The organism is Novosphingobium profundi (assembly GCF_018491765.1).
Lineage (GTDB): Bacteria > Pseudomonadota > Alphaproteobacteria > Sphingomonadales > Sphingomonadaceae > Novosphingobium > Novosphingobium profundi.
Genome location: NZ_JABWCU010000004.1, coordinates 83,266 through 104,971, shown reverse-complemented (window position 1 = coordinate 104,971; position 21,706 = coordinate 83,266). Strand labels below are relative to the sequence as shown.

Here is a 21,706-nt window from a genome sequence, read left to right as displayed (position 1 = left end):
GGTCAATGTTCTGAGCGCGGTCCTTAGGAGCCTCGCTCGCGAAGCGCAACGATGCAAGGCGGGGCCCCCGATCAGGTCCGATCAGGCGGGCAGGCGATCCTTGTCGCCCAGCGAATGCGTTTCCTCGCGCATATGCCGAGCCCTCTCGCACAGAACGGGCTCGACGACCGGCTTGGCGCGGTGGCCGTATTCGGTCGGCGTCATGCCCATGAACTCGTGGAAATCGCGCACGAACTGGGCCTGATCGTAGTAGCCTGCATCGAGCGCCCCGACCCACTTGAGCGAGGGATCGACGGTGAACTGCGCAAGACTGCGCAGAAAGCGCTGGCGGCGCAGGAGAAGCTTGGGCGGGAACCCGAAGGCCCGCTGGCAAAGCCGCTCGAGCGTGCGCCGGGTCACGCCGACCCGCTCCGCGAGTGCCTCGACGCTGTCGACCTCGGGATTTTGGATCGCGTCGTAGGCCAGCGCGATGGTCCGCGCCGAAGGGCTTTCGAGCGCAGACATCGCCATGAAGAATTCGGTCAGGCGCTGCAGCTCCGCCCGCGCATCGGGAACCTCGCCAAAGAGCGTATCGGCCAGCGGGCGAAACCGCACGAAGGCCGGGTCCATCATGCCGTTGACGAGCCGGTTGGCGTAGTCCTGTGCAGGAGCCCCCACGAGCAACGACCAGCCAAGAGGATGCAAAAGCACACCCCACTGGCGTAGACTTCCGGTCCGCAAGTAGACTTCCTGGGAACGCGGCCCCGAAACCACGAAACGCGAACTCTGCAATTGTTCGCCCGAACGCGTGTTGCCGGCGATCGAAGGATGCGCGTTGAAACGCAGCGTCGCCCAGTCGGGAAACATGAAATCTTCTACGACATCGCCGCCGACTACATCAATTTCGATTAAAAATACACTCGCAAAGTAGCGGCGCAGTTCAGGAACTGCACTCAAATAGTTTGCCGTAACTTTACAGTGTGCGGACATTTCCGCTCCATACAGAAAAACTTATTCTTTATTAAGGTGTTTTTCGAAGTTCTGCAAGACAAAGGGCACGAACATTGCTGTTCGTGCCCTTCCATTTGGCGCATCACCGGTTCGAAATCGGTGAAACCCTGTATCCGTGTGGCTCAGGCCGGAAGCGCGGCCTTGGCCTGCGCGATCACCGACGAGAACACGGCACCCTCGTTCATGGCGAGGTCGGCCATCGACTTGCGGTCGAGCTCGATGCCGGCGAGCTTAACGCCATGCATGAACTGCGAGTAGGTCAGGCCTTCGTTGCGCACGGCGGCGTTGATGCGCTGAATCCAGAGAGCGCGGAAGTTGCGCTTCTTGATCTTGCGGTCGCGGTAGGCGTACTGGCCGGCCTTTTCGACAGCCTGACGGGCAACGCGGATCGTGTTCTTGCGACGGCCGCGGTAACCCTTGGCCTGTTCGAGAAGACGCTTGTGCTTGGCACGGGTGGTAACACCACGCTTGATACGGCTCATTGGTCAGTACTCCTCAGTTGAGCCCGTAGGGCGCCCACTTCTTGATCGTCTTGGCATCGGCGTCGGAAATGACCTCGGTGCCGCGATTCTGGCGGATGTACTTGCCGTTGTGGCTGATCAGGCGGTGACGCTTGCCGGCAACGCCGTGCTTCACCTTGCCGGTGGCGGTGAGCTTGAAGCGCTTCTTGACGCCGCTCTTCGTCTTCAACTTGGGCATTTTCGTCTCCTTTGCAGGGACACGTCCGGTCGACCCTGGCAGCCCTTGTCGCCAGGCCGACCCGCGAATCTCTTCGTGAAAAGACTCAACCGTGTCGATTGAAGGGCGGCCCATTACCGTTCCATCGCCGCAAAAGCAAGTCCCGCGATACGCCACCTCCGCCGCCTCTCCACCCGCGCCGCAGCCGGGACCCGGCTCAGCCTTCGACCAGCACCATCGCCGCCCAGTTCCCGGGCTCCGCGCTGCCGGGCAGGGGATGCGCGTCGATGAGCTCGAGTTGCGCGCGCTGGAGGGCCTGCGCCGCGTCCATCCCTTCCGCCTGGAGACGTACCGATTCGGTCACCAACCGGGCGGCCACGTCGTCGCGTACCGGCCAGTGCGACACCAGCAGGGCCCGCGCCCCGGCGTGGAGGAAAGCGGAAGCGAGGCCACTCAGCAATGGGGCCCCGACACCCGCGCCGCCAGCCGTATCGCAGGCCGAGAGGATCACCCAGTCGGCATCGAGGTGCAGTTGCATGATCCGCGACGCGGTTAGCAGGCCGTCGTCGCCAGTTTCGGGCGACAACACGAGCGCAGGCTCGTCGAGCCCCACCCGCTCGCCCACACCCAGGCCATGCGTGGCGAAAGTCACGATCGCGTAGTCGGTGAGCGGCAGGGTAGCGAGCGCCCGGGCATTCGCCTGCGCGCCGAGCAGCAAGGTCGAGCGCGAAGCGCCGAAAACCTCGGCCAGCGCCGTCAGCTCACGGCGCGCACCCGGCAAGGCGGGCAGATCGGACAAGTCCGGATGGCCTTGCGCCGGGTCCCCGTCACGCGGGCCCACGCGCGGTGCGCCGACGCCCAGGAAGCGCATGGCCTGTCCGCTGCGCGCACGCGAAGGCGCAGGAGGCACCAGCGAGGGCGCGATCCGGACGCTGTGCGCACGCACCAGCCAGTCGACTCCCGCCGGATCGATACGGGCCGGATCGATGTTGGTCCCGGAAAGCCCGCGCGCGCTGGTGGGCAAGAGCGCGATCGGCAGTCCCGCGAGATGTCCAGTGGCAAAGTAGATGAGGTTTGCCTTCCCCACGATCGCCTTCGCGACCGGTACAGGAAACAGCGCCGAGTAGAGCGCGCGCGCCGCGTCATAGGCGAAGGCCGGCGGCTTGCCGACGATGGCCCGCACGGAATTGGGGTCGAGCGAAGCGCGCAACGAAACCAGCCAGCCACGCATCCGCGCGCGCGGAACGGGAGATTGCCCCCAGGTCAGCCCCTCGCGTGTCACCACCAGGGTAATGACCCGCTCGTCGAGCAACAAGGGCGCCACCAGCGCCTCGTCCTCCCCCAGCCGCGCCCGGTAGTCGGCCAGCGTCACCGGCACCGGCCGTCCCAGCGCGCGCAGGCGCGGCGCGATCCGGTCGAGCTGGCTCCCCAGCGCCGCGATATCGGCATCGTTCTGCGCGATCTGCGCGGCGAGCTGCGCCGCGCGGGCGCCATCGCCTGCCGCGAGCGCGAAGCTGCTTTCGCGTTCGAGCGCCTGTCGGCGTCGCACCCGATCCTGGAAATCGCGGATCGACGCCGCGGTCTGCGGATCCGCAGCCGCCGCACGGGCGGCCACTTCGTTAGTGACGACCACAATGTCGGACATGTTCGCCAGTTGCAGGTAGTGGAAGGCCTGCTCGTCGCGCCCGGTACGCAGCGCCAGCTCGGTCGCGGTCGAGAAACTGGCGGCGAAGGCGCTGCCATAGCGCACCAGATCGCCCCGGCTGGTCGCCGCGTCGAGCAGGCGCACCTCGAGACGCTGCGCGACTTCGCTGGCAAGAGCATAAGCCGCCTCGAGTTGCCCCGTCTCCGCCAGAATCCGGGCGTAGTCGATCTCGGCCGGCATGCGGCGCAAACTGGTTTCCTCGTAACCGCGCCGCAGGATCGCGATGGCCGGATCGGCCTCGCGCCGCGCCGCGCGCGCCTGCCCCAGCAACAGGCGTGCCGACGCACGCTCGAGGTGCGCCCGTGCGCGCTCGGGATCCTCGGCAGGGGCCACTTTGTCGAGCAGGCGCACCGCCTCCTCGCGCCGTGCGAGCGCGAGCCGCAGATCGCCGCGTTCGAGCGCCGCATCGGCCGCATTGCGCAACGGGAACGAGGCGCTGGACGGGTCGCGTCCGATCGAGGCCTTGCGGTGGAACCCGGCGGCGGCAAGCCACAGCGCCTCCGCCTCTTCGATCCGCCCGAGCCGGCGCAGCACGCCCGCGTAATTGGACAAGGAAACCGCGCGGTAATACCAGCTTTGCGGCTGGTAGGTCGCCTCGAGGTCGACCACTCGGCGCAAGGCGCGTTCGGCCTCCGCAAATCGCCCCGTGGTCAGCAGCAGGGCGCCGAGGTTGCCCAGCGCCAGAGTCTGCACCGGGCTGTCCTCGCTCACGTGCGCCGAAGCCCAGTTTGCCGCGCGCTGCGCCTCCTGAAGCGCCGCCTCGACCTCGCCGATCATGAACAGCGTACCCGCATGCGAGGCCAATTGGTTGACGATGGCGGGGTCCTGCGCTGGCTGGCAGGCGACTGCAAGTTCGACGGCCTGCGCATATTGGCGCTCGGCCTCGACATACTGCCCGCGGGCATAGGCTACGGTGCCCAGCGCGTTGTGCGCCAGGCTTGCCAGCGCAGAGCGCGCGCCCACGCTCGCCTGCGCCACCGCAAGCGCCCGCGTGGCCGCCTCTTGCGCCGGTGCGAGTTCGCGTCGGTCGGCGAGGATTGTCGCCATCACCACGTGCGCCTCGCCTTCGAGCGCGCTTCCCGTCAGTCCAGCCGCACCGATCATGTCGAGCGCCTTGCGGCCTTCGCCGAGCGCAGCCTCGGCCTGGTCGGAATACTCAAGCTCCCATGCGAGCCGCGTCTGGCCACGCACGCGCCAGAACGGCGCGACCGCCTGCCCATCGGCCGCCTGCGCCATCAGTTCGCGCCAGCGCTGCGCCTGTCCGGCCGCGTCGCGGTATTTGTCCTGGGAAAGAGCTTGGGCGAACGAGCGCTCGAGCGGCGAGGCGGCCTCAGGCTCCGCGAGCGCGGGCCCGCACTGCGCACGAGCCGGTGCGCCTGCAAGCGCGGCGCAGGTCAGAACCCACACCAGCAGCGATTTCGCCCCGTTCCCCATCCTGCCGGCAACGTACGGGGCGAGGGAGCGGGCTGACAAGCGGGGAATCGTGCCCTCTCCGTCAACCGGCGCGAAAGGGCCCGCGTCCGGTCTCGGTCAGCCAGCCCGAGAAATCGCCAGAGGCAATCGCTTGCGCGGCGCGCGGCGGTCGACGGCGGTAGAGATAGGCCTGCGCCGCCCGGGCCCGGCCCGCGCCATCGTGCGCCGGGACGATCGCGCGCCAGTACTCGCCCAGCGCGCAGCCTTCGTAGTGGTCGAGCGCGGCCAGTTCGTTGGCGCCGAAGCCCGGCAGCGCCGCGTAGAGCACGCCCGCGACACGTCCCTCGCCGCGCACGAGCGCCGGATACCAGCCCGCTGGATCCGGCAGGGCCACCAGCGCCCCCGGCACCCAGGCCCGTCCGATCGGGCGCAAATGGCGATGCGCGGCGCGGGCGATCGGATTGTCCGCCTCGTCGAGCAGGGTTCCGTAGAAGAAGAAGCGGCGCGGCGCGATCATGGTGCTGCGCCGGACCACCGGCTCAATGGTGGCAGACCATCGCCTCGACAACGTCCTCGAGCCGCGCAGGGTCGCCAATCGCCAGGACATGCCCTTCCGAGGCCGCGTGAAGCGGATCGCCGTTCCAGTCGCACATCGTGCCGCCCGCGCCTTCGACGATTGGCACCAGTGCGGCCCAGTCGTGCAGCTTGAGACCCGCTTCGCAAACGAGGTCGATATGGCCCGCGGCGAGCAAGCCGTAGTTGTAGCAATCGCCGCCCATGACCATGCGCTTGTGATCGGTCTTGGCGGCCAGCCCCATGAAGTGCTCGCCCTGGTGGTCGTCGAAATAGTGCGGCCCGGTCGTCGCCAGCACCGCTTGCGCCAGTTCACGGCAGTGGCGCGTGCGCACCGGCTTGCCGTTGAACGTCGTCTCACGCCCGCTCGCGCCGACCCAACGTTCACCCAGGATCGGCTGGTCGATCACGCCCAGCACCGGCCAGCCATCGACCAGCAGCGCGATGAGCGTTCCGAAGATCGGACGCCCGACGACGAAGGAAACCGTGCCGTCGATCGGATCGAGCACCCATTCGCGCCGCGAAGTGCCCTTCTCGGTGCCGAATTCCTCGCCGATGATGCCGTCCTGGGGCATTTCGGCCTTGAGAATGCGGCGCATCGCCTCTTCCGCGGCCCGATCGGCGGCGGTGACAGGCGAGGCATCGCCCTTGCGCTCGGTATCGAGGTCGGGAGCCCGGAAATAAGGGCGGATGGCCTCCCCGGCCGCATCGGCAAGGCGCATGGCAAGCGCGAGGTCCTGTTCAATCGACATGGCCGCCCTGTTCTCCCAGCCGACCGCCGAGGTCAAGGCCGCACGAGACTGCAATCGTCGCCAATCTTTCTTGTCGATTGTAAAATAAGGATATATGCCAAGTAACGGGCAAAGCGGATCAGGGGTATACATGCAATTCAGGAAGGCACCGGCTTTCGACCCCCTGATTATTCCCGAACAAGGCGTAACACCTCACGGACAACCGCTCTCCTTCAACCGCGCTCCAGCTGCCGATCTCGCCCCCTGGGTGGGACGGATCTATGTCAGCAAAATTACCGCACCGGCCGGCCACGTGATTTGCTGCGGGCAGTTCAACGACCTGGCGAGCCTGCGCGTCCAGTTGTCGGGAAATTGGGAAGCCGAGACTCTCGACGGCCCGCGGAGCGCTCTGCGCAACGCCTGCCTGACAGGCCCTCAGTCGCGCCGCATGCCGGTGCGCGTGACCGGAAGCTTCATCAGCCTGGGCGTCGCGGTCCGGCCTGGCGCCTATACCGCGCTCAAGGGGCCCTCCGTGGCCGCGCTGGTCGACCGGATCGTTCCGACCGAAGTCTATGGCCTCTCGCAAGAGGACCTGCTCAACCGCTTCGATCCCGATGACGACGTAAGGGGCTGGGCTCTTTCGCTCGAGGACCTCTTTCGCGACTGGATTGCCCTAAACGGCTCGTTGTCGCCAGATCCCGTCACGGCGCAGTTCGAGCAGATCGCCTATGCCACGCCCTCGATCACGGTGGCTGAAGCCGCACGGGCCTGCAGGGTGGACCGGCGCCGCCTTGAGCGGATCGTGCTGCGCGACTTCGGGCTTGCGCCCAAGCAGGTCCTGCGCCGCGCCCGCGCGCTCGACATGGCGAGCCAGCTACGCGGCGTGGCCGATAGCGCCGAGGCCAACGACATCATCCTGCGCTACTACGACGAAAGTCACCTGATCCATGAGTTCACCGAACTGTTCGGCATGTCGCCGGGGCAGTTCGTGGCTAGCCCTCAGCCCCTGCTGACGCTCTCGCTGGAATCGCGCCAGGCACGGCGACTGGAAGACCTCGCCCGGATCGCGCCGGGCGGGCAACGCCCCTGGCTGACCGCGCCGAACTAGGCGCGCGCCATGCTCGCGCCCCATGCTCGGGAGCGGTCCGCGACAGAGAGCGGACCGCCCGAGATGATCAATCGAACAGGCTGGAGACCGAGCTTTCGTCGGCAATGCGACGGATCGCTTCACCCAGGAGCGGCGCGATCGTCAGGATGCGGATGCGGTCCGACTGCTGCGCGGCTTCGGTGGCCTGGATCGAATCGGTGATCACCAGTTCCTTGAGCGCCGAATTGTTGACGCGCGAGACCGCCGCGCCCGAAAGCACGCCGTGGGTGATGTAGGCCGTCACGCTTGCCGCGCCCTGGTCCATGAGCGCCTGCGCCGCGTTGCACAGCGTGCCGCCCGAATCGATGATGTCGTCGATCAGGATGCAGGCGCGGCCCTTGACGTCGCCGATGATGTTCATGACTTCCGACTGGCCCGGACGATCGCGGCGCTTGTCGACGATCGCGAGCGGGGCGTTGTCGAGGCGCTTGGCGAGCGCGCGCGCGCGCACCACGCCGCCCACGTCGGGCGAGACAACCATCAGCGATTCCTCGCCGTAGCGCGCCTGGATGTCGGCCGCCATGACCGGCGCGGCGAACAGGTTGTCGGTCGGGATGTCGAAGAAGCCCTGGATCTGACCGGCGTGCAGGTCGACCGAAAGCACGCGGTCGGCGCCCGCTTCGGTCATCAGGTTGGCGACCAGCTTGGCCGAGATCGGCGTGCGCGGACCGGGCTTGCGGTCCTGGCGGGCATAGCCGAAGTAGGGAACGACCGCAGTGATGCGGCGTGCCGAGGCCCGGCGCAGCGCGTCGATGCAGATCAGCAGTTCCATCAGGTTGTCGTTGGCCGGGTAGCTCGTCGGCTGGACCACGAAGACGTCCTCGCCGCGCACGTTTTCGTGGATCTCGACGAAGATTTCCTCGTCGGCGAAGCGGCGTACGCTCGCATCGGTGAGCGGCAGTTCCAGATAGGCGGCAACCGCGCGCGCGAGCGGAAGGTTGCTGTTACCCGACATGATCTTCATTGCGAATCCCCGAAAAAAGCCACTTGTGAGCTTCGAACGCGCCCGCCCTTAGTGATGCGTCATGCAAATGCAATAGAGCCGGGCAGGTTTTTCGAAATTGGGGTTGTCCCCTAGGCCTCTCGATTGCGTCCACGAAAAAGGCCGGACACCGCAGCGTGAAACCGGCCTTTTCGTTGTCGATCAGCGACCTTGCTCAGAAGCGGTGTTCACCCTTGATCCAGCGTACCGTGCCCGAGCTCGCGCGCATCACCACGCTTTCGGTGGTCCGCTTGCCGTTCTTGAAGTGCTTGACGCCTGCCAGCAACGATCCGTCGGTCACCCCCGTCGCGGCGAAGATGCAGTCGCCCTTGGCGAGGTCTTCGAGCTTGTAGATCCGGTTGAGGTCCTCGATCCCCCATTTGCGGGCCCGCGCGCGCTCGTCGTCGTTGCGGAACAGCAGGCGTCCGTTGAACTGCCCGCCCACGCAGCGCAGCGCAGCGGCCGCGAGCACGCCCTCGGGCGCTCCGCCCGAACCCATGTAAAGATCGATGTTGGTGTTTTCGTCGGTGGTGGCGATCACACCCGCGACGTCGCCGTCGCCGATCAGCACCACCCCGCAGCCGAGCCCGCGCAGTTCCTCGATCAACTCGCCGTGGCGCGGCCGGTCGAGCACGCACACGATGATGTCTTCAGGACGCACGCCCTTGGCTTCGGCCACCGCGGTCACGTTTTCCGTGACGCTCTTGTCGAGGCTGATCACGTCCTTGGGATAGCCTGGGCCCACCGCGATCTTGTCCATGTAGACGTCGGGCGCATTGAGCAGCCCGCCCTCTTCGGCGGCCGCCAGCACCGCGAGCGCGTTGGGCCCCGCCTTGGCGGTGATCGTGGTGCCTTCCAGCGGATCGAGCGCGATGTCGATCCGGGGCCCCTTGTCCGGCGCCCCGCCGACCTTCTCACCGATGAAGAGCATCGGCGCCTCGTCGCGCTCGCCCTCGCCGATGACGACCGTTCCGTCCATGTAGAGTTCGTCGAAGGCCCGGCGCATGGCCTCGACGGCCGCGGCGTCGGCCGCCTTCTCGTCCCCTCGCCCGACGAGCCGGGACGCCGCGATCGCGGCGGCCTCGGTCACGCGTACCATTTCGAGAACGAGCACCCGATCGAGAACTTTACTGGCAGGGGTATGGTCAGACATATTCACTCCAGATTAAGGCGTGGAGGAAAGGTATGCCTGCCTTAGACAGAGGAATATAAGTTGTCGAGAAGAGGTACAATGCTTTTGGCGCTTGCCGCACTCCTCCCGTCAGGGGCCTTCGCCCAGGAGGGAAATAGCGCCGAGGATGCCGGCGTTTCCAACGCGGATCGCGCCATCGCCGAGAACATGCTCGGCGAAAATGGACGCGTGACGCGCGACCGTTCGCGCCGCACTTGCCTTCGCACGATCCGCCAGGGCGAGATCGTCGTATGCGCCCCCGACGAGGAGGAATTCCGCGTCGAGTCCTCTTCCGACCTCGACCCCACCGGCAAGAATGCCACCGACGATGGCGCCTTGCATACACCCGACGTCGCGGGTGGCGGCATCTTCAAGGGCAAGTCGACCATGGGCGGCATGTGCTTTCTTGGTCCGTGCCCGCCTGCGCAGCCGCTGATCATCGACCTTTCCAGCATCCCCGAGGCCCCCGTCGGCTCGGACGCCGACAAGATCGCCAAGGGCGAGATGCGCGCCCACTGAACCTTCCGGATCCGGCCCGCCAAACCGAAAAAGGGGCGCACCGTCCTGCGACGGCGCGCCCCTTTTCGGCCTCAGGCCCGCAGGTCCGGTCGGCGGGGCTCAGTTGCCCAGAATCTGCATGACCAGCGGCGGCGCGGTCAGGCTGGACGAGCCCTCAAGAATGCGCATCGCCTCGACCACGCCCGATTCCGGGCCCTGGTGGGTGACGATGGCGAGGATCACTTCGCCATCCTGGTCGGGATCGCCCTTCTGGATCATGCTCTCGATCGAGACCCCGGCATCGCGCATCGCCGCCGTGATCTCGGCAAGGACGCCCGGACGGTCGGGGACCGTGAAGCGGATGTACGAGCTCGAGACGCGGTGGCCCGAGGCGGCCGGCGCCATCGCCTCGAGTTCATCGACCGGCATGGCGAAAGCCGGGCCCTTCTCGCCGCGCGCGACCTCGATGATGTCGGCAACGACCGCGCTCGCGGTCGGGCCGTCCCCGGCACCCGCGCCCTGGAACAGCAGGCGCCCGACGAAATTGCCCTCGGTGACGACCGCATTGGTCGGACCGTCCACGTTGGCGAGCGGGTGGCCGACCGGCACCAGATAAGGACGCACGCGCTGGAACAGGCGCGGGGCGCCGCCCTGCGTGTCGACCTCGGCCACGCCGATCAGGCGGATGACGAAGCCCAGTCCGCGCGCCTGCTCGATGTCGGCGGCCTTGACGTGGCTGATGCCGATGGTCTCCACCGCATCGAAATCGAGGCGCGCACCGAACGCGATGGCCGCGAGAATCGCCAGCTTGTGCGAGGCATCGATGCCTTCGACGTCGAAGGTCGGATCGGCCTCCGCATAGCCCAGGCGCTGCGCCTCGGCGAGCACGTCGCCAAAGTCCGCGCCGGTGTCCTCCATGGTCGAGAGGATGTAGTTGCAGGTCCCGTTGAGGATCCCGTAGACGCGCTCGACCTGGTTGGCCGCAGCCCCGTCGATCAGTCCGTTGATGACCGGGATGCCGCCGGCCACCGCCGCCTCGAACTTGAGCGCGGCGCCGCCGTCTTCGGCGGCCTTGGCCAGTTCCAGGCCATGGTGCGCGATCATCGCCTTGTTCGCGGTCACGAAGCTCTTGCCGTGCGCCAGCGCGGTGCGCGCCAGCGCCAGCGCCGGTCCGTCCGAGCCGCCGACCATCTCCACGACGACGTCGACGTCGTCGCGCAGCGCCAGTTCGGCCGGATCGTCGACCCAGGCGTAGGACGAAAGGTCCACGCCGCGGTCCTTGGTGCGATCGCGCGCGCTGACGGCCGTAATCTGCACCGGACGCCGGGCACGGCGGGCAATGAGCTCGGCATTCGTTTCAATCAGACGGACAACGCCCGTCCCAACGGTTCCAAGTCCAGCAAGTGCGATCTTGAGCGGTTCAGTCATCGGGTCCCCTTTCGGCTCGGGCCCCCTAGGACAGCTGCGCGCAATTTTCCAGCGCCTTGAGCGCCCTTGCCCGCAACAATCCGGGCAAGGGCCGTTTTTCCCGGTTAGCTGCGGTTGCGTTCGCACACGCCCAGTTCACCCACCACCGTGCGGTAGTCGGCCTGGGCCTGGGCCTTGGCGTCATAGCCTTCCGAAACGTTGGCACCGTCCGGCGGCAGATTGGGGAGCGAACAGGCAAGGCGATACCATTCCAGGCTGTCCTGTGCCGGCGGACGGGTCACGTCGGCGACCAGCTCGGAGAACGAGGCTCCCCACGAAACCGGCCGGCCCGGCTGGTGGCGCACCGTGATCGAGGCTGCCGAACCGTCGGCGGTCCTGAGAAAGATCTGCGTCTCGCCCTGCCCCGCAAGCGTGCCCGGCACATAAAGCAATTCGCGTACCCCGGTAATGTGCGCAGGTGCATCGGGCGCAACCAGTTGGCGCAGCAATCCGCGTGTCTGCGCGTCAAGCTCGGGCGACCACAGGAGCTGCGCATCGGGGGACGTCAGCTGGATCTCCCCCGGACGTCCGGGTACCGAACGCGCGAACAGCAGCACTTCGCGCTTCCTGAGGTCGGCCGGCTTTCCGCGCGCATCAAGCGGCAGGTCGACGAGGTAGCGCAGCGATTCGCCGATCGGCGCCGTGCCGGTCAGCAGCGCCAGGGTGTCGGCCTCCATATAGTAGCGTCCGGTCCCCGGCAGGCGCCCCGGCGCGCGCTCGTCGGCCACGCGGGTCATCCGCGCGACGCGCGCCTGGATCACGAGTGGCGCCGAATCGGCGAGATCTGCAAGGTCGGCAAAGGTCGGCTGGGCAGCGATGGCCGGCACGCCCGCGGCATGGCCGGGAACCGCCAGCACGAGGAAACTCAGGGTGGCCAAACCCGCGAGCAAGGGGCGCCGCACGACAGACATAAATGGGGACTCCGCAACAAAAACGTTATCTTATGGGACTCGAAAGGCCTTGCGGCAATGCGCATGGCAATGCACCATGCGGCAATCGCGGCTTAATTGAAGGTTAACCCGGCGCTCTGCGATTGGGCGTTGCGCAGGGGGACCTTCAACGCTAAGAAAACTGCAAAACGGGGCGAAAAAACAAAAAAGCCCCGCGGTAAGCCTCGCTGTTGCGTGACAACCTCGGGGCCGACTGTCAGCCGTCAGGGTGGGTAATTTCGAGTTTCGTCATGGGCTTCGCGTTCAGCGAAGGCCATCGGCGCCCTTGGACTTGTGGTTTTTGCACGTGTCCGGGGCTTGGTAATGGAGTGATGCGTCTGAATGGCTTACGCTGACCAGCAAATGAGTGGTGCGAAAATCACCACTATTGTCATCGTTGCCTTGATCCACGTCTTCATCGGCTATGCGCTAGTCACGGGCCTCGCCTACAAGGCTGCGCAGCAGGTCATCAAAAAAGTGACGACCGTGGACATCAAGGAAGAAAAACCGAAGGAGGAGCCGCCGCCGCCGCCTCCCGAACCGCCCAAGGATACGCCGCCGCCGCCCATCGTGGCGCCGCCGCCGCCGATCAACATCGCCCCGGCCCCGCCGCCGGTGCAGACGGTGATCAACGCGCCGCCGGCTCCCCCGGTCGTGGTTCCGACCGTTTCGGCACCACCCGCTCCGCCTGCTCCTCCGGCTCCGCCTGCGCCTTCGAAGGCTCGTGGCGCATCGCCCAAGGGTCAGGGCCGCTGGGCCGCTGCGATTCAGCGCAACTATCCGAGCCGTGCGGCTCGCGAAGGTCGTGAAGGTCGCGTGGGCGTTCGGGTGAACATCGACACCGAAGGTCGCGTCTCGGCGTGCCAGGTCTCCAACTCGAGCGGCAGCCCGGATCTCGATGAAGCAGCATGTGACGGCATGACCCGTTACGCCCGCTTCGATCCGGCTCTCAATGCCGCGGGTGACCCGATCTCGAGCAGCTATTCGACCACCATCGTCTACCAGCTCAACTAAGCCCATTGATACAGGGCAACGGCCACCTCGTGAGCCGGCCCTTTAATCCTGCATTCTTCTTGAGAGGTAATTCGCATGCTTATCGTTGACATCCTTGCCGCCGCCGGCGAAGCCGCGCCGCAGAACAAGTTCGGCTTTGCCGAAGCCCTCGAGCAGGGCGGTTTCATCGCCTATGCCACCGTCGTCATTCTCGGCATCATGTCGTTCGGCTCGTTCTACATCCTGTTCACCAAGTGGTTCGAACAGTCGAAGATCTTCCGCCAGTACAAGGCCGTCGGCGCTTCCTTCTGGAAGGCTCCGACCATCAAGGACGGCGCTGCCAAGCTCGAGAAGAACAGCGCATGGCGCCAGCTCGTCGACGACGGCATCGTTGCTGAAGAGCAGCACGCCAAGATGACCGACGAACTCGAAGCCCACGACTGGCTGCACGCTTCGCTCGCGCGTTCGGAAGCTTCGATCAACGCCCGCCTCGCCGGTGGCCTTCCCTTCCTCGCCACCGTCGGCGCGACCGCACCGTTCATCGGTCTGTTCGGTACCGTCGTCGGCATCTACCGCGCCCTGATCGCGATCGGCCTCGCCGGTTCGGCTTCGATCGACAAGGTCGCGGGCCCCGTCGGTGAAGCTCTCATCATGACCGCGCTCGGCCTGCTCGTCGCCGTTCCGGCCGTGCTTGCCTACAACTACCTCCAGGCCCGCAACAAGCGCATCGCCGAGCTGCTCACCGGCTTCTCGAGCGACGTTCTCGCCTACATCACCTCGAAGGGCACCGTGAAGCCGGTTTCGGCCATCGTCGCTCCGAAGGCGGCTGCTCCGGCCAAGCCGGTTCCGGCCAAGTCGTAATCAGTCCGGGCTTTCGGAACCGGGTTTCCCGGTTCCGCATCCTCCGGGGATGCAAAGGCGACGGAACGATGCATGCGCTGACCGTCGCCTTCCCCAAGGCAACGCAAGGATTAGGATAAGACTATGGCGATATCTTCGGGCGGAGGCGGTGCAGAAACACCGATGTCCGACATCAACACGACGCCGCTCGTCGACGTCATGCTGGTGCTTCTGATCATCTTCCTGATCGCGGTTCCGGTCGCGATCCAGACGATCGAAAAGCTGCGCATCCCGGTCATCGTGGCCGTCGAATCGAAGAACAAGGTCGAAAACCTTCTTCTCACCGTATCGACCACCGACGATGCGGGTCGCAGTGCGGGTGAACCCGGCTACCAGGGCGCTTCGCGCAATGGCGAATGCCGCGTTTACTTCAACAACATCACCCCGGTTTCTTCCGAGGAGCTGCGTGACAAGGCCTTCAAGCGTCTCGACGGCATCGTCAAGCGCGCGGGCGGCCCCCAGGCGCTCATCGACAACCCGGATCTCATCCCGCAGGTTCATATCCGTGGTGACGTGAACGCTCCGTGGCGCTGTGTGGCCGGCACGATCTACAACGTGCAGATTTCGGGTTACCCGACGGTTGGTTTCATCACCAACCCGACCGACCCGAACGGCTAAGCCCCTCGGCAGGAACAGGAGAAACACCTCATGGCAATGTCAGGCGGCAAGGAAGATGGCTCGCCGATGATGGAGATGAACACGACGCCGTTGATCGACGTCATGCTCTGCCTCCTCATCATGTTCATCATGTCCATCCCGGTTGCTACCCACGCGATCAACATCGACCTCCCGGTGGCGTCGCCTCCGACGAACACGCCCCCGCCGGTCGATCCGATCAAGAACAAGGTCGTGCTCACCGCAGATGACAAGATTCTGTGGAACGGCACGATCGTGGACGGCCCGGGCCTCATGAACCTCCTGCAGCAGTCGCTGCAGTACAAGGTCGAGCCAGAACTGCAGTACCAGCCCGAGCCGAGCGCCAGCTACGAGCTCTCGGCCCAGGTCCTGCAGATCATCAAGGCGTCGAACGTCTCGAAGTTCGGCTTCGTCGGCAACGAGCAGTTCGCCGAATTCGGCAAGTAAGCCGAAACCGACACACGGTTTCCTTCGGGAAGACGGACGAAGGGGCGGAGCGATCCGCCCCTTTTTTCGTGCCCTCCGGCATTCCCGAGCACGCCTTGGGGCGGTGGTTCAGTCGCCCTCGGCCGCCTCCTCCTGCGGGTCCACCCGCATCGCCATCGCCGCCAGGCTCTCCGCCTCGTGCAGGAGGTCCTCGTCCGCCGCCCCGCTCGGCAAGCTCTCGCGCCCGATCATCGAGAGTGCGGGCACCGCCAGCGGGCTGATCCGTTCGAGCCGGACATGGTCGATCTCGCGCGCGGCGCGCTCGAGCACATCCGCCACGCGGGCGACGTCGGTCATGCGCGCGCGGGCATCGGCCCAAGCTGCCTCGATCAGCAGGTGATCGGGCTCGTACTTGCACAAGACGTCGTAGATGAGATCGGTCGAGAAGGTGACCTGCCGCCCCGACTTGCGCTTGCCGGGCTGCTGGCGCTCGACCAGTCCCGAAATCACCGCGACCTCGCGAAACGCGCGGCGGAGCAGGTAGCTTTGCTCGACCCATTCGACGAATTCGTGGGTGAGGATGTCGGGCGAGAGCAGTCCCGCCGGTTCCTCCACCGGCTTCAGGCTCCACACGATCAGCGTGTAGTCGGTGGCAACGAAGCCCAGCGGCGAAAGCCCGCGGTCCTCCATGCGCCGCGTGATCAACATGCCCAGCGACTGGTTCGCGTTCCAGCCCTCGAAGGTGTAGAAGGCTGCGTACTCCAGGTCGCGGTGCGGGAAGCTCTCGACCAGCAGCCGTCCCGGACCGGGCAGGTGCGAGCGCCAGTCCTGCACTTCGAGCCACTCGCGCACGTCGTCGGGAAAGCGTGCCCAGCCTGCCCGGTCAGCCAGCATCGCGCGCACCCGCCCCGCGAGATGGGTCGAGATCGGCATGCGCTGGCCCATGTAGCTGGGGATCGTCGCCGAACGTTTCGCCGCGCGGACCACGAGGTCGAGGTCCTTGAGCGATTCGACCTCGAGGTCGAGCCCGGCGAAGCGGAAGGTATCGCCCGGCTCGAGGCTCGCCCCGAAACCTTCCTCGACCTTGCCCAGCGAACGCCCGTTGCGAAAGCGCACTTCGAGCATCTCAGAATCGACGATGATCCCCGCGTTGAGGCGGTGGCGCGCGGCATGTTCGGGATGCGTCAGGCGCCAGTGGCCGTCACGCTCGCGCACGATGCGTCGGAACCGGTCGTAGGAACGCAGCGCATAGCCCCCCGTCGCCACGAATTCGAGCACCCGCCCAAGCACCGTAGCATCGACCCAGGCATAGGCCGAACAGGAGCGCACTTCAGCCAGGATGTCGCCTTCCAGGAAGGGCCCCGCGCAAGCCAGACCCATGACGTGCTGGGCAAGCACGTCGAGCCCGCCGGGTCGAAAGCCCTCGCCGTCGCGCTGCCCGGCATCGACCGCCTCCTGCGCCGCGAAGGCCTCCAGGAACTCGAAGCGGTTGCCCGGCACCAGCAAGGCCTCGCTCGGGCAGTCGAGGCGATGGTTGGCCCGCCCGATCCGCTGGAGCAATCGCGAGGAGCCCTTGGGCGCCCCCATCTGCACGACGAGATCGATGTCCCCCCAGTCGATGCCGAGATCGAGGCTGGCGGTGCACACCAGCGCGCGCAACTCGCCGCGCGCCATCGCCCCTTCCACCTTGCGCCGCGCCTCCTTCGAGAGCGAGCCGTGGTGAATGCCGATGGGCAGCGTGTCCTCGTTCGCGTTCCACAGCTCCTGAAAGATGTATTCGGCGAGAAAACGCGTGTTGGTGAAGACGAGCGTGGTGCGGTGCGCGGCGATCTTCTCGATCAGCTGGGGTATTGCCCAGGTCGCCGCATGGCCGCTCCAGGGGATGCGCTCCTCGCGCGGCAACAGGATGTCGACGTGCGGCGCGGCGCCTTTCTCGCCCTCCACCAGCGCGACCGAGTCAATATCCCCCCAGGGCGCCAGCCAGCCGCGATAGCCGTCCGGATCGGCCAGCGTCGCCGAAAGCGCCGCGCGCTTCATCTGCGGCGCCAGCGCCTGCAACCGGGCAAGCGAGAGCGCCAGCAGGTCGCCGCGCTTGCCCGCCGCGAAGGCGTGGACCTCGTCGATCACCACGCGCCGCAGCGTGGCGAAGAGGCCCACCGATTCGGGATAGGTCAGCAGGAGCGAAAGCGATTCGGGGGTCGTCAGCAGCACATGCGGTGGCCGCGCGCGCTGGCGCGCCTTGCGGTCGGACGGCGTATCGCCGCTGCGCGTCTCGACCCGGATCGGCAGGCCCATCTCCTCGATCGGCGCGACGAGGTTGCGCTGCACGTCGTGCGCGAGCGCCTTCAGCGGCGAGATGTAGAGCGTGTGCAGGCCCTCGGGCGCTTCGCTTCCGGCGAGCCGCGAGGGCGTGAAATCGGCGAGCGTGGGCAGGAAGCCGGCCAGCGTCTTGCCCGCGCCCGTATCGGCGACAAGCAGCGCATGCGCGCCCGCGTCGCTCGCGTCGAGCATCGCCTCCTGGTGGCGCCGCACGCGCCAGCCGCGCGCGGCGAACCAGGCGGCGATCTCGGGTGGCAGGCCAGGCTTCATCGTTGCGACACTCCATGGTGCCCGGAGCGGGCGAGGCCGCTCCGGGCACAAGGGCAATACACGGCCGTCCCGCCCGGTTCCCGCCTTCGGGCCCCGGCGCGATCCGCGTGCGCGATCAGCCCTCCCCTCGCGTCAGGCCCGAGGCGGCGAGCTGCGCATCGATTTCGGCGACCAGCCGCGCCAGTCCCTCGCGCGTCGGGCTCTCGGCGCGGGCGGTGAGCATGTCCTGCGTGTTCGAGGCGCGCAGCAGCCACCAGCCGTCCGTCTCGCGCACGCGCACACCGTCGATCGCCACCAGATCGGCCCCCCGCGCGCGCAGCCGCCCGGTCACTTCCGCCACCGCGGCAAGGCGGCGATCGGCGGGCACGGCAAAGCGCAATTCGGGCGTAGCGAAGGTCTCGGGCCATTGCGCCGTCAGCCGCACCAGCGCCTGACCGTCCCCGGCCACCAGCGCCATCAACCGCAGCGCCGCGTAGAGTCCGTCATCAAAGCCGTAGTAGCGGTCGGCGAAGAACAGGTGCCCGCTCATCTCCCCGCCCAGGAGCGCGCCGATTTCCTTCATTTTCGACTTGATATGCGAGTGGCCGCTCGGGGCCATCACCGCGGTGCCGCCCGCCTCGGCAATCGCGTCGAAAGTCCCCTGCGCCATCTTCACATCGCCCACGACAGCCGGGGCCGCGCCGGGTGCGGTGGGGGCATGCTCGAGAATCTCGCGCGCGAAGAGCGCCAGCAGGCGATCCCCCCAGACGATCGTGCCATGCGCATCGACAACACCGATCCGATCGCCGTCCCCATCGAAAGCGACTCCGAAATCGAGGCTCTTCGCGGCGACGAGCGCACGCAAGTCTGCCAGGTTTTCCGGGAGGGTGGGATCGGGATGGTGGTTGGGAAACCGTCCGTCGACCTGGGAGAACAGCGTATGGTGGAAGCCAGGAAGTGCCGCGACGAGCCTCTCGACGAGGGGGCCGGTGGCACCATTGCCCGCATCCCAACCGACCCGCAGGCGCGCGAACGCATCCGCATCCGGCTGATCGATCCGCCCGCCTGCGTCGAGCGCGCCGAGCAGCGCTGCGAGGTAGGCGCCGGAAACGTCGTGGATCTCGATCCGTCCCGTACCGTGCGACCAGTCACCCGCTCCCGCCAATTCCCCGAGCGCCGCCAGCTCCCGGCCGAAAAACGGGTTTCCGCCAAGTACCATCTTGAAGCCGTTGTGATCGGCGGGATTGTGGCTGCCAGTTACCTGAATGCCGCCTTCCACCTGTTCGAGTGACCGTTCGGCGAAGTAGAGCATCGGACTTGGCCCCAGCCCGATCCGGACCACGTCCACTCCGCCCTCGGCAAGCCCTTCGACCAGCGCCTGCTCGAGCGCAGGCGAACTGAGCCGACCGTCGCGGCCGACGACCACGCGCGGAGCACGGCGTGCCGGTCCATCGGCGGGCGCGACTTGACTGGATGCACCTTCGGACGTTGGAACTGCGGTCGTCGATATTTCAGAGGCCGAAACGTCGGAAGGCAAGGTCCCGGCCATGGAAGCATGCGTAAAGCGACGTAGCACCACGGTCGCGAAGCAACGGCCAAGAGCATAGGCATCGCTCTCGTCAAGCGTCGCCCCGTAGATCCCGCGCGCATCGTATTCGCGCAAAAGCGATGAATGGAAGCGATGGCGCGCCGGCCGCGCGGTCACATCGGTCGGCGGCGCCGCGGTCATCGTCAGGCGCCCCGGTCTGCGAGCGCCCCCAGCAAGGTATCGCGCGCGGCGTTGGCGGCGTGGACCTGTTCGCTCGAACCGCCCCGGTCGGGGTGCACGCTGGCCAGGTGCCGCTTATGGGCCTCGAGGATTTCCTTGCGCCCGGCCCCGGCCTCGAGGCCGAGCAGGGCAAGTGCCTCGATCTCGGCGAAAGAACGACGCGCGGACGGCTTGGCGGACGGCTTGTCGGGCCATGAGCTGAGCCCCAGTGACTGCCAGGGCCAACGCCCGAAGCCCATGCGCCAGGCGATCGCCGCCAGCACCAGGATCCAGAGCAGTTTCATTGGCCCGCGGCGAGCGCCAGCCCCTCCTCGCGGCGTTGCGGGCGCGGCAGGTTGAGACCCTTGACCAGGCCACGCAGTTCCTGGCGCGCGACCAGGTGGCTGGTGCCCAGCTCACCCAGGTGCCCCTTGTCGAGCAGGGTCAGTCCCGAGGGGAACAGCTCGCGGAAGATCACGCGCTCGGACAGGCCACCCGAGATGCGAAAGCCCACGCGGCGCGAAAGCTCCTGCAACGCTCCGTCCATGCGGCGCATGTTGCGCGCCTCGACGTGCTGCATGCGGTTGCGCACGACAACCCAGTCAAGCTCGCGCGCACCTTGCTCGATCGACTTGATCCCGCGCTTCTTGCGCGCTTCCCAGATCACCTCGGCATAGAACGAGAGCTTCTTGACCTTGAAGGTATCGGTCTCGACCTGGCCGATGAGGTCGAAGTCGATGAAGCTGTCGTTGAGCGGGGTCACCAGCGTGTCGGCCGTCGAGGCAACGTGACGCGCGAAGGCATCGTCGCGCCCGGGGGTGTCGAAGATCAGGAAATCGTAGCCGTCCGCGATCTGCTCAGCGAGCTCGTCGAGCTCGTGGAAATCGTCCCCGTCATAGACCGCGAAGCGCGCGCCGGGCAGCGCGATGCCGCGCTTCTGCTCGGTCTCCACCCGGTTCTCCAGGTAGCGGTAAAGCGTACGTTGGCGCGGATCGAGGTCGATCGCGGCGACGCGGGCACCCTGGTAGGCCAGGGCGATGGCGACATGAACGGCGGTGGTGGACTTGCCCGTTCCACCCTTTTCGTTTGCAAAGACGATACGATGCGCTGTCACGGATGCTGATTTCGCTTCTTCTAGGAGTGCACGGCGGCCTCGGCCCCCGCACACCCGTCCCCTGCACTCAAATCCGTTGCCGCCCGCCCCTTAGCGCCGCTATGAGGCGCCGAGCGAAGGGCCGACATCGAATGGCCCATCTTACCGGAGCAGCCCCTGCCAATGCAAACCGTCAACGCCCTTGATCCACTGCGCAGTGCTCTCAGTGCCTTGCGGGCGAAGGGCACGATCGCCCTCGTCCCCACGATGGGCGCGCTTCATGACGGCCATCTGACGCTCGTGCGCAAAGCGCGTGCACGCGCCGACGCCGTCGTCGTCTCGATCTTCGTCAACCCGCTCCAGTTCGGGGTGAACGAGGACCTCGACGCCTATCCGCGCGTGCTCGCGCGCGACAGCGAGCTGCTCGCGGCCGAAGGCGTCGACGTGCTCTGGGCCCCGCACGTCTCGGCGATGTACCCCGAGGGCTTCGCCACCTCGATCCGCGTGAGCGGCGTCAGCGAAGGCCTGTGCGGTGCGGCCCGCCCCGGCCACTTCGACGGCGTGGCGACGGTGGTGTGCAAACTGTTCAACCAGGTCGCCCCCGACATGGCCTTGTTCGGCGAGAAGGACTGGCAACAGCTCGCGGTGATCCGCCGCATGGCGCGTGATCTTGACCTCACCTCTCCCCACGTCGCGCGCATCTTCGGCGTGCCGATCGTGCGCGAGGAGGACGGCCTCGCGATGTCCTCGCGCAACGCCTACCTCACCGCCGACGAACGCGCGCGCGCGGTGGCGCTGCCCGAGGCCATGCGCACGGCCATCGCGCGCATCGAGGCGGGCGAAAAGCTCGCCGAAACGCTCGCCGCGCTCGTTCAGGAGCTGATGCAGGCGGGCTTCGCCTCGATCGACTATGCCCAGCTTTGCGATGCCGAGAGTCTCGACGTGCTGGCCGCCCCGATCGATCGCGCGATGCGCCTGCTTGTCGCAGCGCGGCTGGGCACCACCCGCCTCATCGACAACATGGCCGTGGGCCGCTGATCACCAGGTTCGGGGGCGCTG

Annotated in this window: 21 protein-coding genes; 7 read left to right on the top strand and 14 right to left on the bottom strand. The window is 66.8% G+C overall.

Features of this window, described 5'->3' with window-relative positions; translation table 11 throughout:
* Nucleotides 1-81: 81 nt before the first annotated feature.
* The 6 genes from HT136_RS05135 to hisN form a co-directional block, all read right to left on the bottom strand.
* Nucleotides 82-846: a helix-turn-helix domain-containing protein gene (locus HT136_RS05135; protein WP_246543379.1), complete on the bottom strand. Its 765-nt coding sequence runs from the start codon at nucleotides 844-846 to the stop codon at nucleotides 82-84.
* A gap of 266 nt (nucleotides 847-1,112) precedes the next feature.
* The gene (rplT, locus tag HT136_RS05130; RefSeq protein WP_214198495.1) at nucleotides 1,113-1,472 is read right to left on the bottom strand and encodes a 50S ribosomal protein L20; all 360 of its coding nucleotides are present in this window, start codon (nucleotides 1,470-1,472) and stop codon (nucleotides 1,113-1,115) included.
* Between the two features lie 13 nt (nucleotides 1,473-1,485).
* The gene (rpmI, locus tag HT136_RS05125; RefSeq protein WP_007012839.1) at nucleotides 1,486-1,689 is read right to left on the bottom strand and encodes a 50S ribosomal protein L35; all 204 of its coding nucleotides are present in this window, start codon (nucleotides 1,687-1,689) and stop codon (nucleotides 1,486-1,488) included.
* Nucleotides 1,690-1,885: 196 nt separating this feature from the next.
* Nucleotides 1,886-4,846, bottom strand: coding sequence for a CHAT domain-containing tetratricopeptide repeat protein (locus tag HT136_RS05120; RefSeq protein ID WP_214198494.1), 2,961 nt, complete (start codon nucleotides 4,844-4,846; stop codon nucleotides 1,886-1,888).
* A 22-nt stretch (nucleotides 4,847-4,868) separates the two neighbouring features.
* Nucleotides 4,869-5,303, bottom strand: coding sequence for a gamma-glutamylcyclotransferase family protein (locus HT136_RS05115; RefSeq protein ID WP_214198493.1), 435 nt, complete (start codon nucleotides 5,301-5,303; stop codon nucleotides 4,869-4,871).
* Nucleotides 5,304-5,325: 22 nt separating this feature from the next.
* Nucleotides 5,326-6,111, bottom strand: a complete 786-nt coding sequence (gene hisN, locus HT136_RS05110) for a histidinol-phosphatase (RefSeq protein WP_214198492.1) — start codon at nucleotides 6,109-6,111, stop codon at nucleotides 5,326-5,328.
* A gap of 130 nt (nucleotides 6,112-6,241) precedes the next feature.
* Between hisN and HT136_RS05105 the strand changes: the two genes are divergently transcribed.
* Entirely contained in the window at nucleotides 6,242-7,198 is a 957-nt protein-coding gene (locus tag HT136_RS05105; RefSeq protein WP_214198491.1) for a helix-turn-helix domain-containing protein, read from the top strand.
* Between the two features lie 67 nt (nucleotides 7,199-7,265).
* Here the strand turns inward: HT136_RS05105 and HT136_RS05100 are convergent, their stop codons facing one another.
* Together HT136_RS05100 and glpX are read right to left on the bottom strand one after the other, a co-directional pair.
* A complete protein-coding gene (locus tag HT136_RS05100) occupies nucleotides 7,266-8,201 on the bottom strand; it encodes a ribose-phosphate pyrophosphokinase (protein WP_214198490.1) in 936 nt (311 codons plus the stop codon).
* A gap of 193 nt (nucleotides 8,202-8,394) precedes the next feature.
* Complete coding sequence (gene glpX, locus HT136_RS05095; RefSeq protein WP_214198489.1) at nucleotides 8,395-9,372, bottom strand: class II fructose-bisphosphatase; 978 nt, start codon at nucleotides 9,370-9,372, stop codon at nucleotides 8,395-8,397.
* Between the two features lie 78 nt (nucleotides 9,373-9,450).
* Here glpX and HT136_RS05090 point away from each other — a divergent pair, with 78 nt between their 5' ends.
* Nucleotides 9,451-9,909 (top strand): hypothetical protein, encoded by a 459-nt coding sequence (locus HT136_RS05090; RefSeq protein WP_246543378.1) that lies wholly within the window; start codon nucleotides 9,451-9,453, stop codon nucleotides 9,907-9,909.
* A 99-nt stretch (nucleotides 9,910-10,008) separates the two neighbouring features.
* Here the strand turns inward: HT136_RS05090 and HT136_RS05085 are convergent, their stop codons facing one another.
* Both HT136_RS05085 and HT136_RS05080 read right to left on the bottom strand, forming a co-directional pair.
* The gene (locus tag HT136_RS05085; protein ID WP_214198488.1) at nucleotides 10,009-11,316 is read right to left on the bottom strand and encodes a homoserine dehydrogenase; all 1,308 of its coding nucleotides are present in this window, start codon (nucleotides 11,314-11,316) and stop codon (nucleotides 10,009-10,011) included.
* A gap of 104 nt (nucleotides 11,317-11,420) precedes the next feature.
* A complete protein-coding gene (locus tag HT136_RS05080; RefSeq protein WP_214198487.1) occupies nucleotides 11,421-12,266 on the bottom strand; it encodes a hypothetical protein in 846 nt (281 codons plus the stop codon).
* Between the two features lie 360 nt (nucleotides 12,267-12,626).
* On the opposite strand from HT136_RS05080, the gene HT136_RS05075 reads away from it, so the two are divergent.
* The 4 genes from HT136_RS05075 to HT136_RS05060 all read left to right on the top strand — a co-directional run bounded on the left by HT136_RS05075 (nucleotide 12,627) and on the right by HT136_RS05060 (nucleotide 15,260).
* A complete protein-coding gene (locus tag HT136_RS05075; protein ID WP_214198486.1) occupies nucleotides 12,627-13,298 on the top strand; it encodes an energy transducer TonB in 672 nt (223 codons plus the stop codon).
* A gap of 75 nt (nucleotides 13,299-13,373) precedes the next feature.
* The gene (locus HT136_RS05070) at nucleotides 13,374-14,138 is read left to right on the top strand and encodes a MotA/TolQ/ExbB proton channel family protein (RefSeq protein ID WP_214198485.1); all 765 of its coding nucleotides are present in this window, start codon (nucleotides 13,374-13,376) and stop codon (nucleotides 14,136-14,138) included.
* A gap of 123 nt (nucleotides 14,139-14,261) precedes the next feature.
* Nucleotides 14,262-14,795, top strand: a complete 534-nt coding sequence (locus HT136_RS05065; protein WP_214198484.1) for an ExbD/TolR family protein — start codon at nucleotides 14,262-14,264, stop codon at nucleotides 14,793-14,795.
* 30 nt (nucleotides 14,796-14,825) lie between these two features.
* A complete protein-coding gene (locus tag HT136_RS05060) occupies nucleotides 14,826-15,260 on the top strand; it encodes an ExbD/TolR family protein (protein ID WP_214198483.1) in 435 nt (144 codons plus the stop codon).
* Nucleotides 15,261-15,368: 108 nt separating this feature from the next.
* On the opposite strand, the gene HT136_RS05055 is transcribed toward HT136_RS05060, so the two are convergent.
* From HT136_RS05055 to HT136_RS05040, 4 genes are all read right to left on the bottom strand, one after another.
* The gene (locus HT136_RS05055; RefSeq protein ID WP_214198482.1) at nucleotides 15,369-17,828 is read right to left on the bottom strand and encodes a ligase-associated DNA damage response DEXH box helicase; all 2,460 of its coding nucleotides are present in this window, start codon (nucleotides 17,826-17,828) and stop codon (nucleotides 15,369-15,371) included.
* 115 nt (nucleotides 17,829-17,943) lie between these two features.
* Nucleotides 17,944-19,536, bottom strand: coding sequence for a phosphomannomutase/phosphoglucomutase (locus tag HT136_RS05050; protein WP_246543377.1), 1,593 nt, complete (start codon nucleotides 19,534-19,536; stop codon nucleotides 17,944-17,946).
* A gap of 2 nt (nucleotides 19,537-19,538) precedes the next feature.
* Complete coding sequence (locus HT136_RS05045) at nucleotides 19,539-19,859, bottom strand: J domain-containing protein (RefSeq protein ID WP_214198481.1); 321 nt, start codon at nucleotides 19,857-19,859, stop codon at nucleotides 19,539-19,541.
* On the bottom strand, nucleotides 19,856-20,668 hold the full coding sequence (locus HT136_RS05040) for a division plane positioning ATPase MipZ (protein ID WP_214198480.1): 813 nt from the start codon (nucleotides 20,666-20,668) through the stop codon (nucleotides 19,856-19,858). Before HT136_RS05040 ends, HT136_RS05045 begins: the two co-directional genes overlap by 4 nt.
* Nucleotides 20,669-20,830: 162 nt before the next feature.
* Here HT136_RS05040 and panC point away from each other — a divergent pair, with 162 nt between their 5' ends.
* Nucleotides 20,831-21,685 carry a pantoate--beta-alanine ligase gene (panC, locus tag HT136_RS05035; RefSeq protein WP_214198479.1) on the top strand — a complete coding sequence of 285 codons (855 nt, stop codon included), beginning with the start codon at nucleotides 20,831-20,833 and terminating at the stop codon, nucleotides 21,683-21,685.
* Nucleotides 21,686-21,706: the final 21 nt, after the last annotated feature.

Bases quoted from the DNA above. Each gene is read 5' to 3' on its own strand.
- HT136_RS05135 (WP_246543379.1), bottom strand. From the start codon at position 846: ATGTTTCCCGACTGGGCGACGCTGCGTTTCAACGCGCATCCTTCGATC.
- rplT (WP_214198495.1), bottom strand. From the start codon at position 1,472: ATGAGCCGTATCAAGCGTGGTGTTACCACCCGTGCCAAGCACAAGCGT.
- rpmI (WP_007012839.1), bottom strand. From the start codon at position 1,689: ATGCCCAAGTTGAAGACGAAGAGCGGCGTCAAGAAGCGCTTCAAGCTC.
- HT136_RS05115 (WP_214198493.1), bottom strand. From the start codon at position 5,303: ATGATCGCGCCGCGCCGCTTCTTCTTCTACGGAACCCTGCTCGACGAG.
- hisN (WP_214198492.1), bottom strand. From the start codon at position 6,111: ATGTCGATTGAACAGGACCTCGCGCTTGCCATGCGCCTTGCCGATGCG.
- HT136_RS05105 (WP_214198491.1), top strand. From the start codon at position 6,242: ATGCAATTCAGGAAGGCACCGGCTTTCGACCCCCTGATTATTCCCGAA.
- HT136_RS05100 (WP_214198490.1), bottom strand. From the start codon at position 8,201: ATGAAGATCATGTCGGGTAACAGCAACCTTCCGCTCGCGCGCGCGGTT.
- glpX (WP_214198489.1), bottom strand. From the start codon at position 9,372: ATGTCTGACCATACCCCTGCCAGTAAAGTTCTCGATCGGGTGCTCGTT.
- HT136_RS05090 (WP_246543378.1), top strand. From the start codon at position 9,451: ATGCTTTTGGCGCTTGCCGCACTCCTCCCGTCAGGGGCCTTCGCCCAG.
- HT136_RS05085 (WP_214198488.1), bottom strand. From the start codon at position 11,316: ATGACTGAACCGCTCAAGATCGCACTTGCTGGACTTGGAACCGTTGGG.
- HT136_RS05080 (WP_214198487.1), bottom strand. From the start codon at position 12,266: ATGTCTGTCGTGCGGCGCCCCTTGCTCGCGGGTTTGGCCACCCTGAGT.
- HT136_RS05075 (WP_214198486.1), top strand. From the start codon at position 12,627: ATGGCTTACGCTGACCAGCAAATGAGTGGTGCGAAAATCACCACTATT.
- HT136_RS05070 (WP_214198485.1), top strand. From the start codon at position 13,374: ATGCTTATCGTTGACATCCTTGCCGCCGCCGGCGAAGCCGCGCCGCAG.
- HT136_RS05065 (WP_214198484.1), top strand. From the start codon at position 14,262: ATGGCGATATCTTCGGGCGGAGGCGGTGCAGAAACACCGATGTCCGAC.
- HT136_RS05060 (WP_214198483.1), top strand. From the start codon at position 14,826: ATGGCAATGTCAGGCGGCAAGGAAGATGGCTCGCCGATGATGGAGATG.
- HT136_RS05055 (WP_214198482.1), bottom strand. From the start codon at position 17,828: ATGAAGCCTGGCCTGCCACCCGAGATCGCCGCCTGGTTCGCCGCGCGC.
- HT136_RS05050 (WP_246543377.1), bottom strand. From the start codon at position 19,536: ATGACCGCGGCGCCGCCGACCGATGTGACCGCGCGGCCGGCGCGCCAT.
- HT136_RS05045 (WP_214198481.1), bottom strand. From the start codon at position 19,859: ATGAAACTGCTCTGGATCCTGGTGCTGGCGGCGATCGCCTGGCGCATG.
- panC (WP_214198479.1), top strand. From the start codon at position 20,831: ATGCAAACCGTCAACGCCCTTGATCCACTGCGCAGTGCTCTCAGTGCC.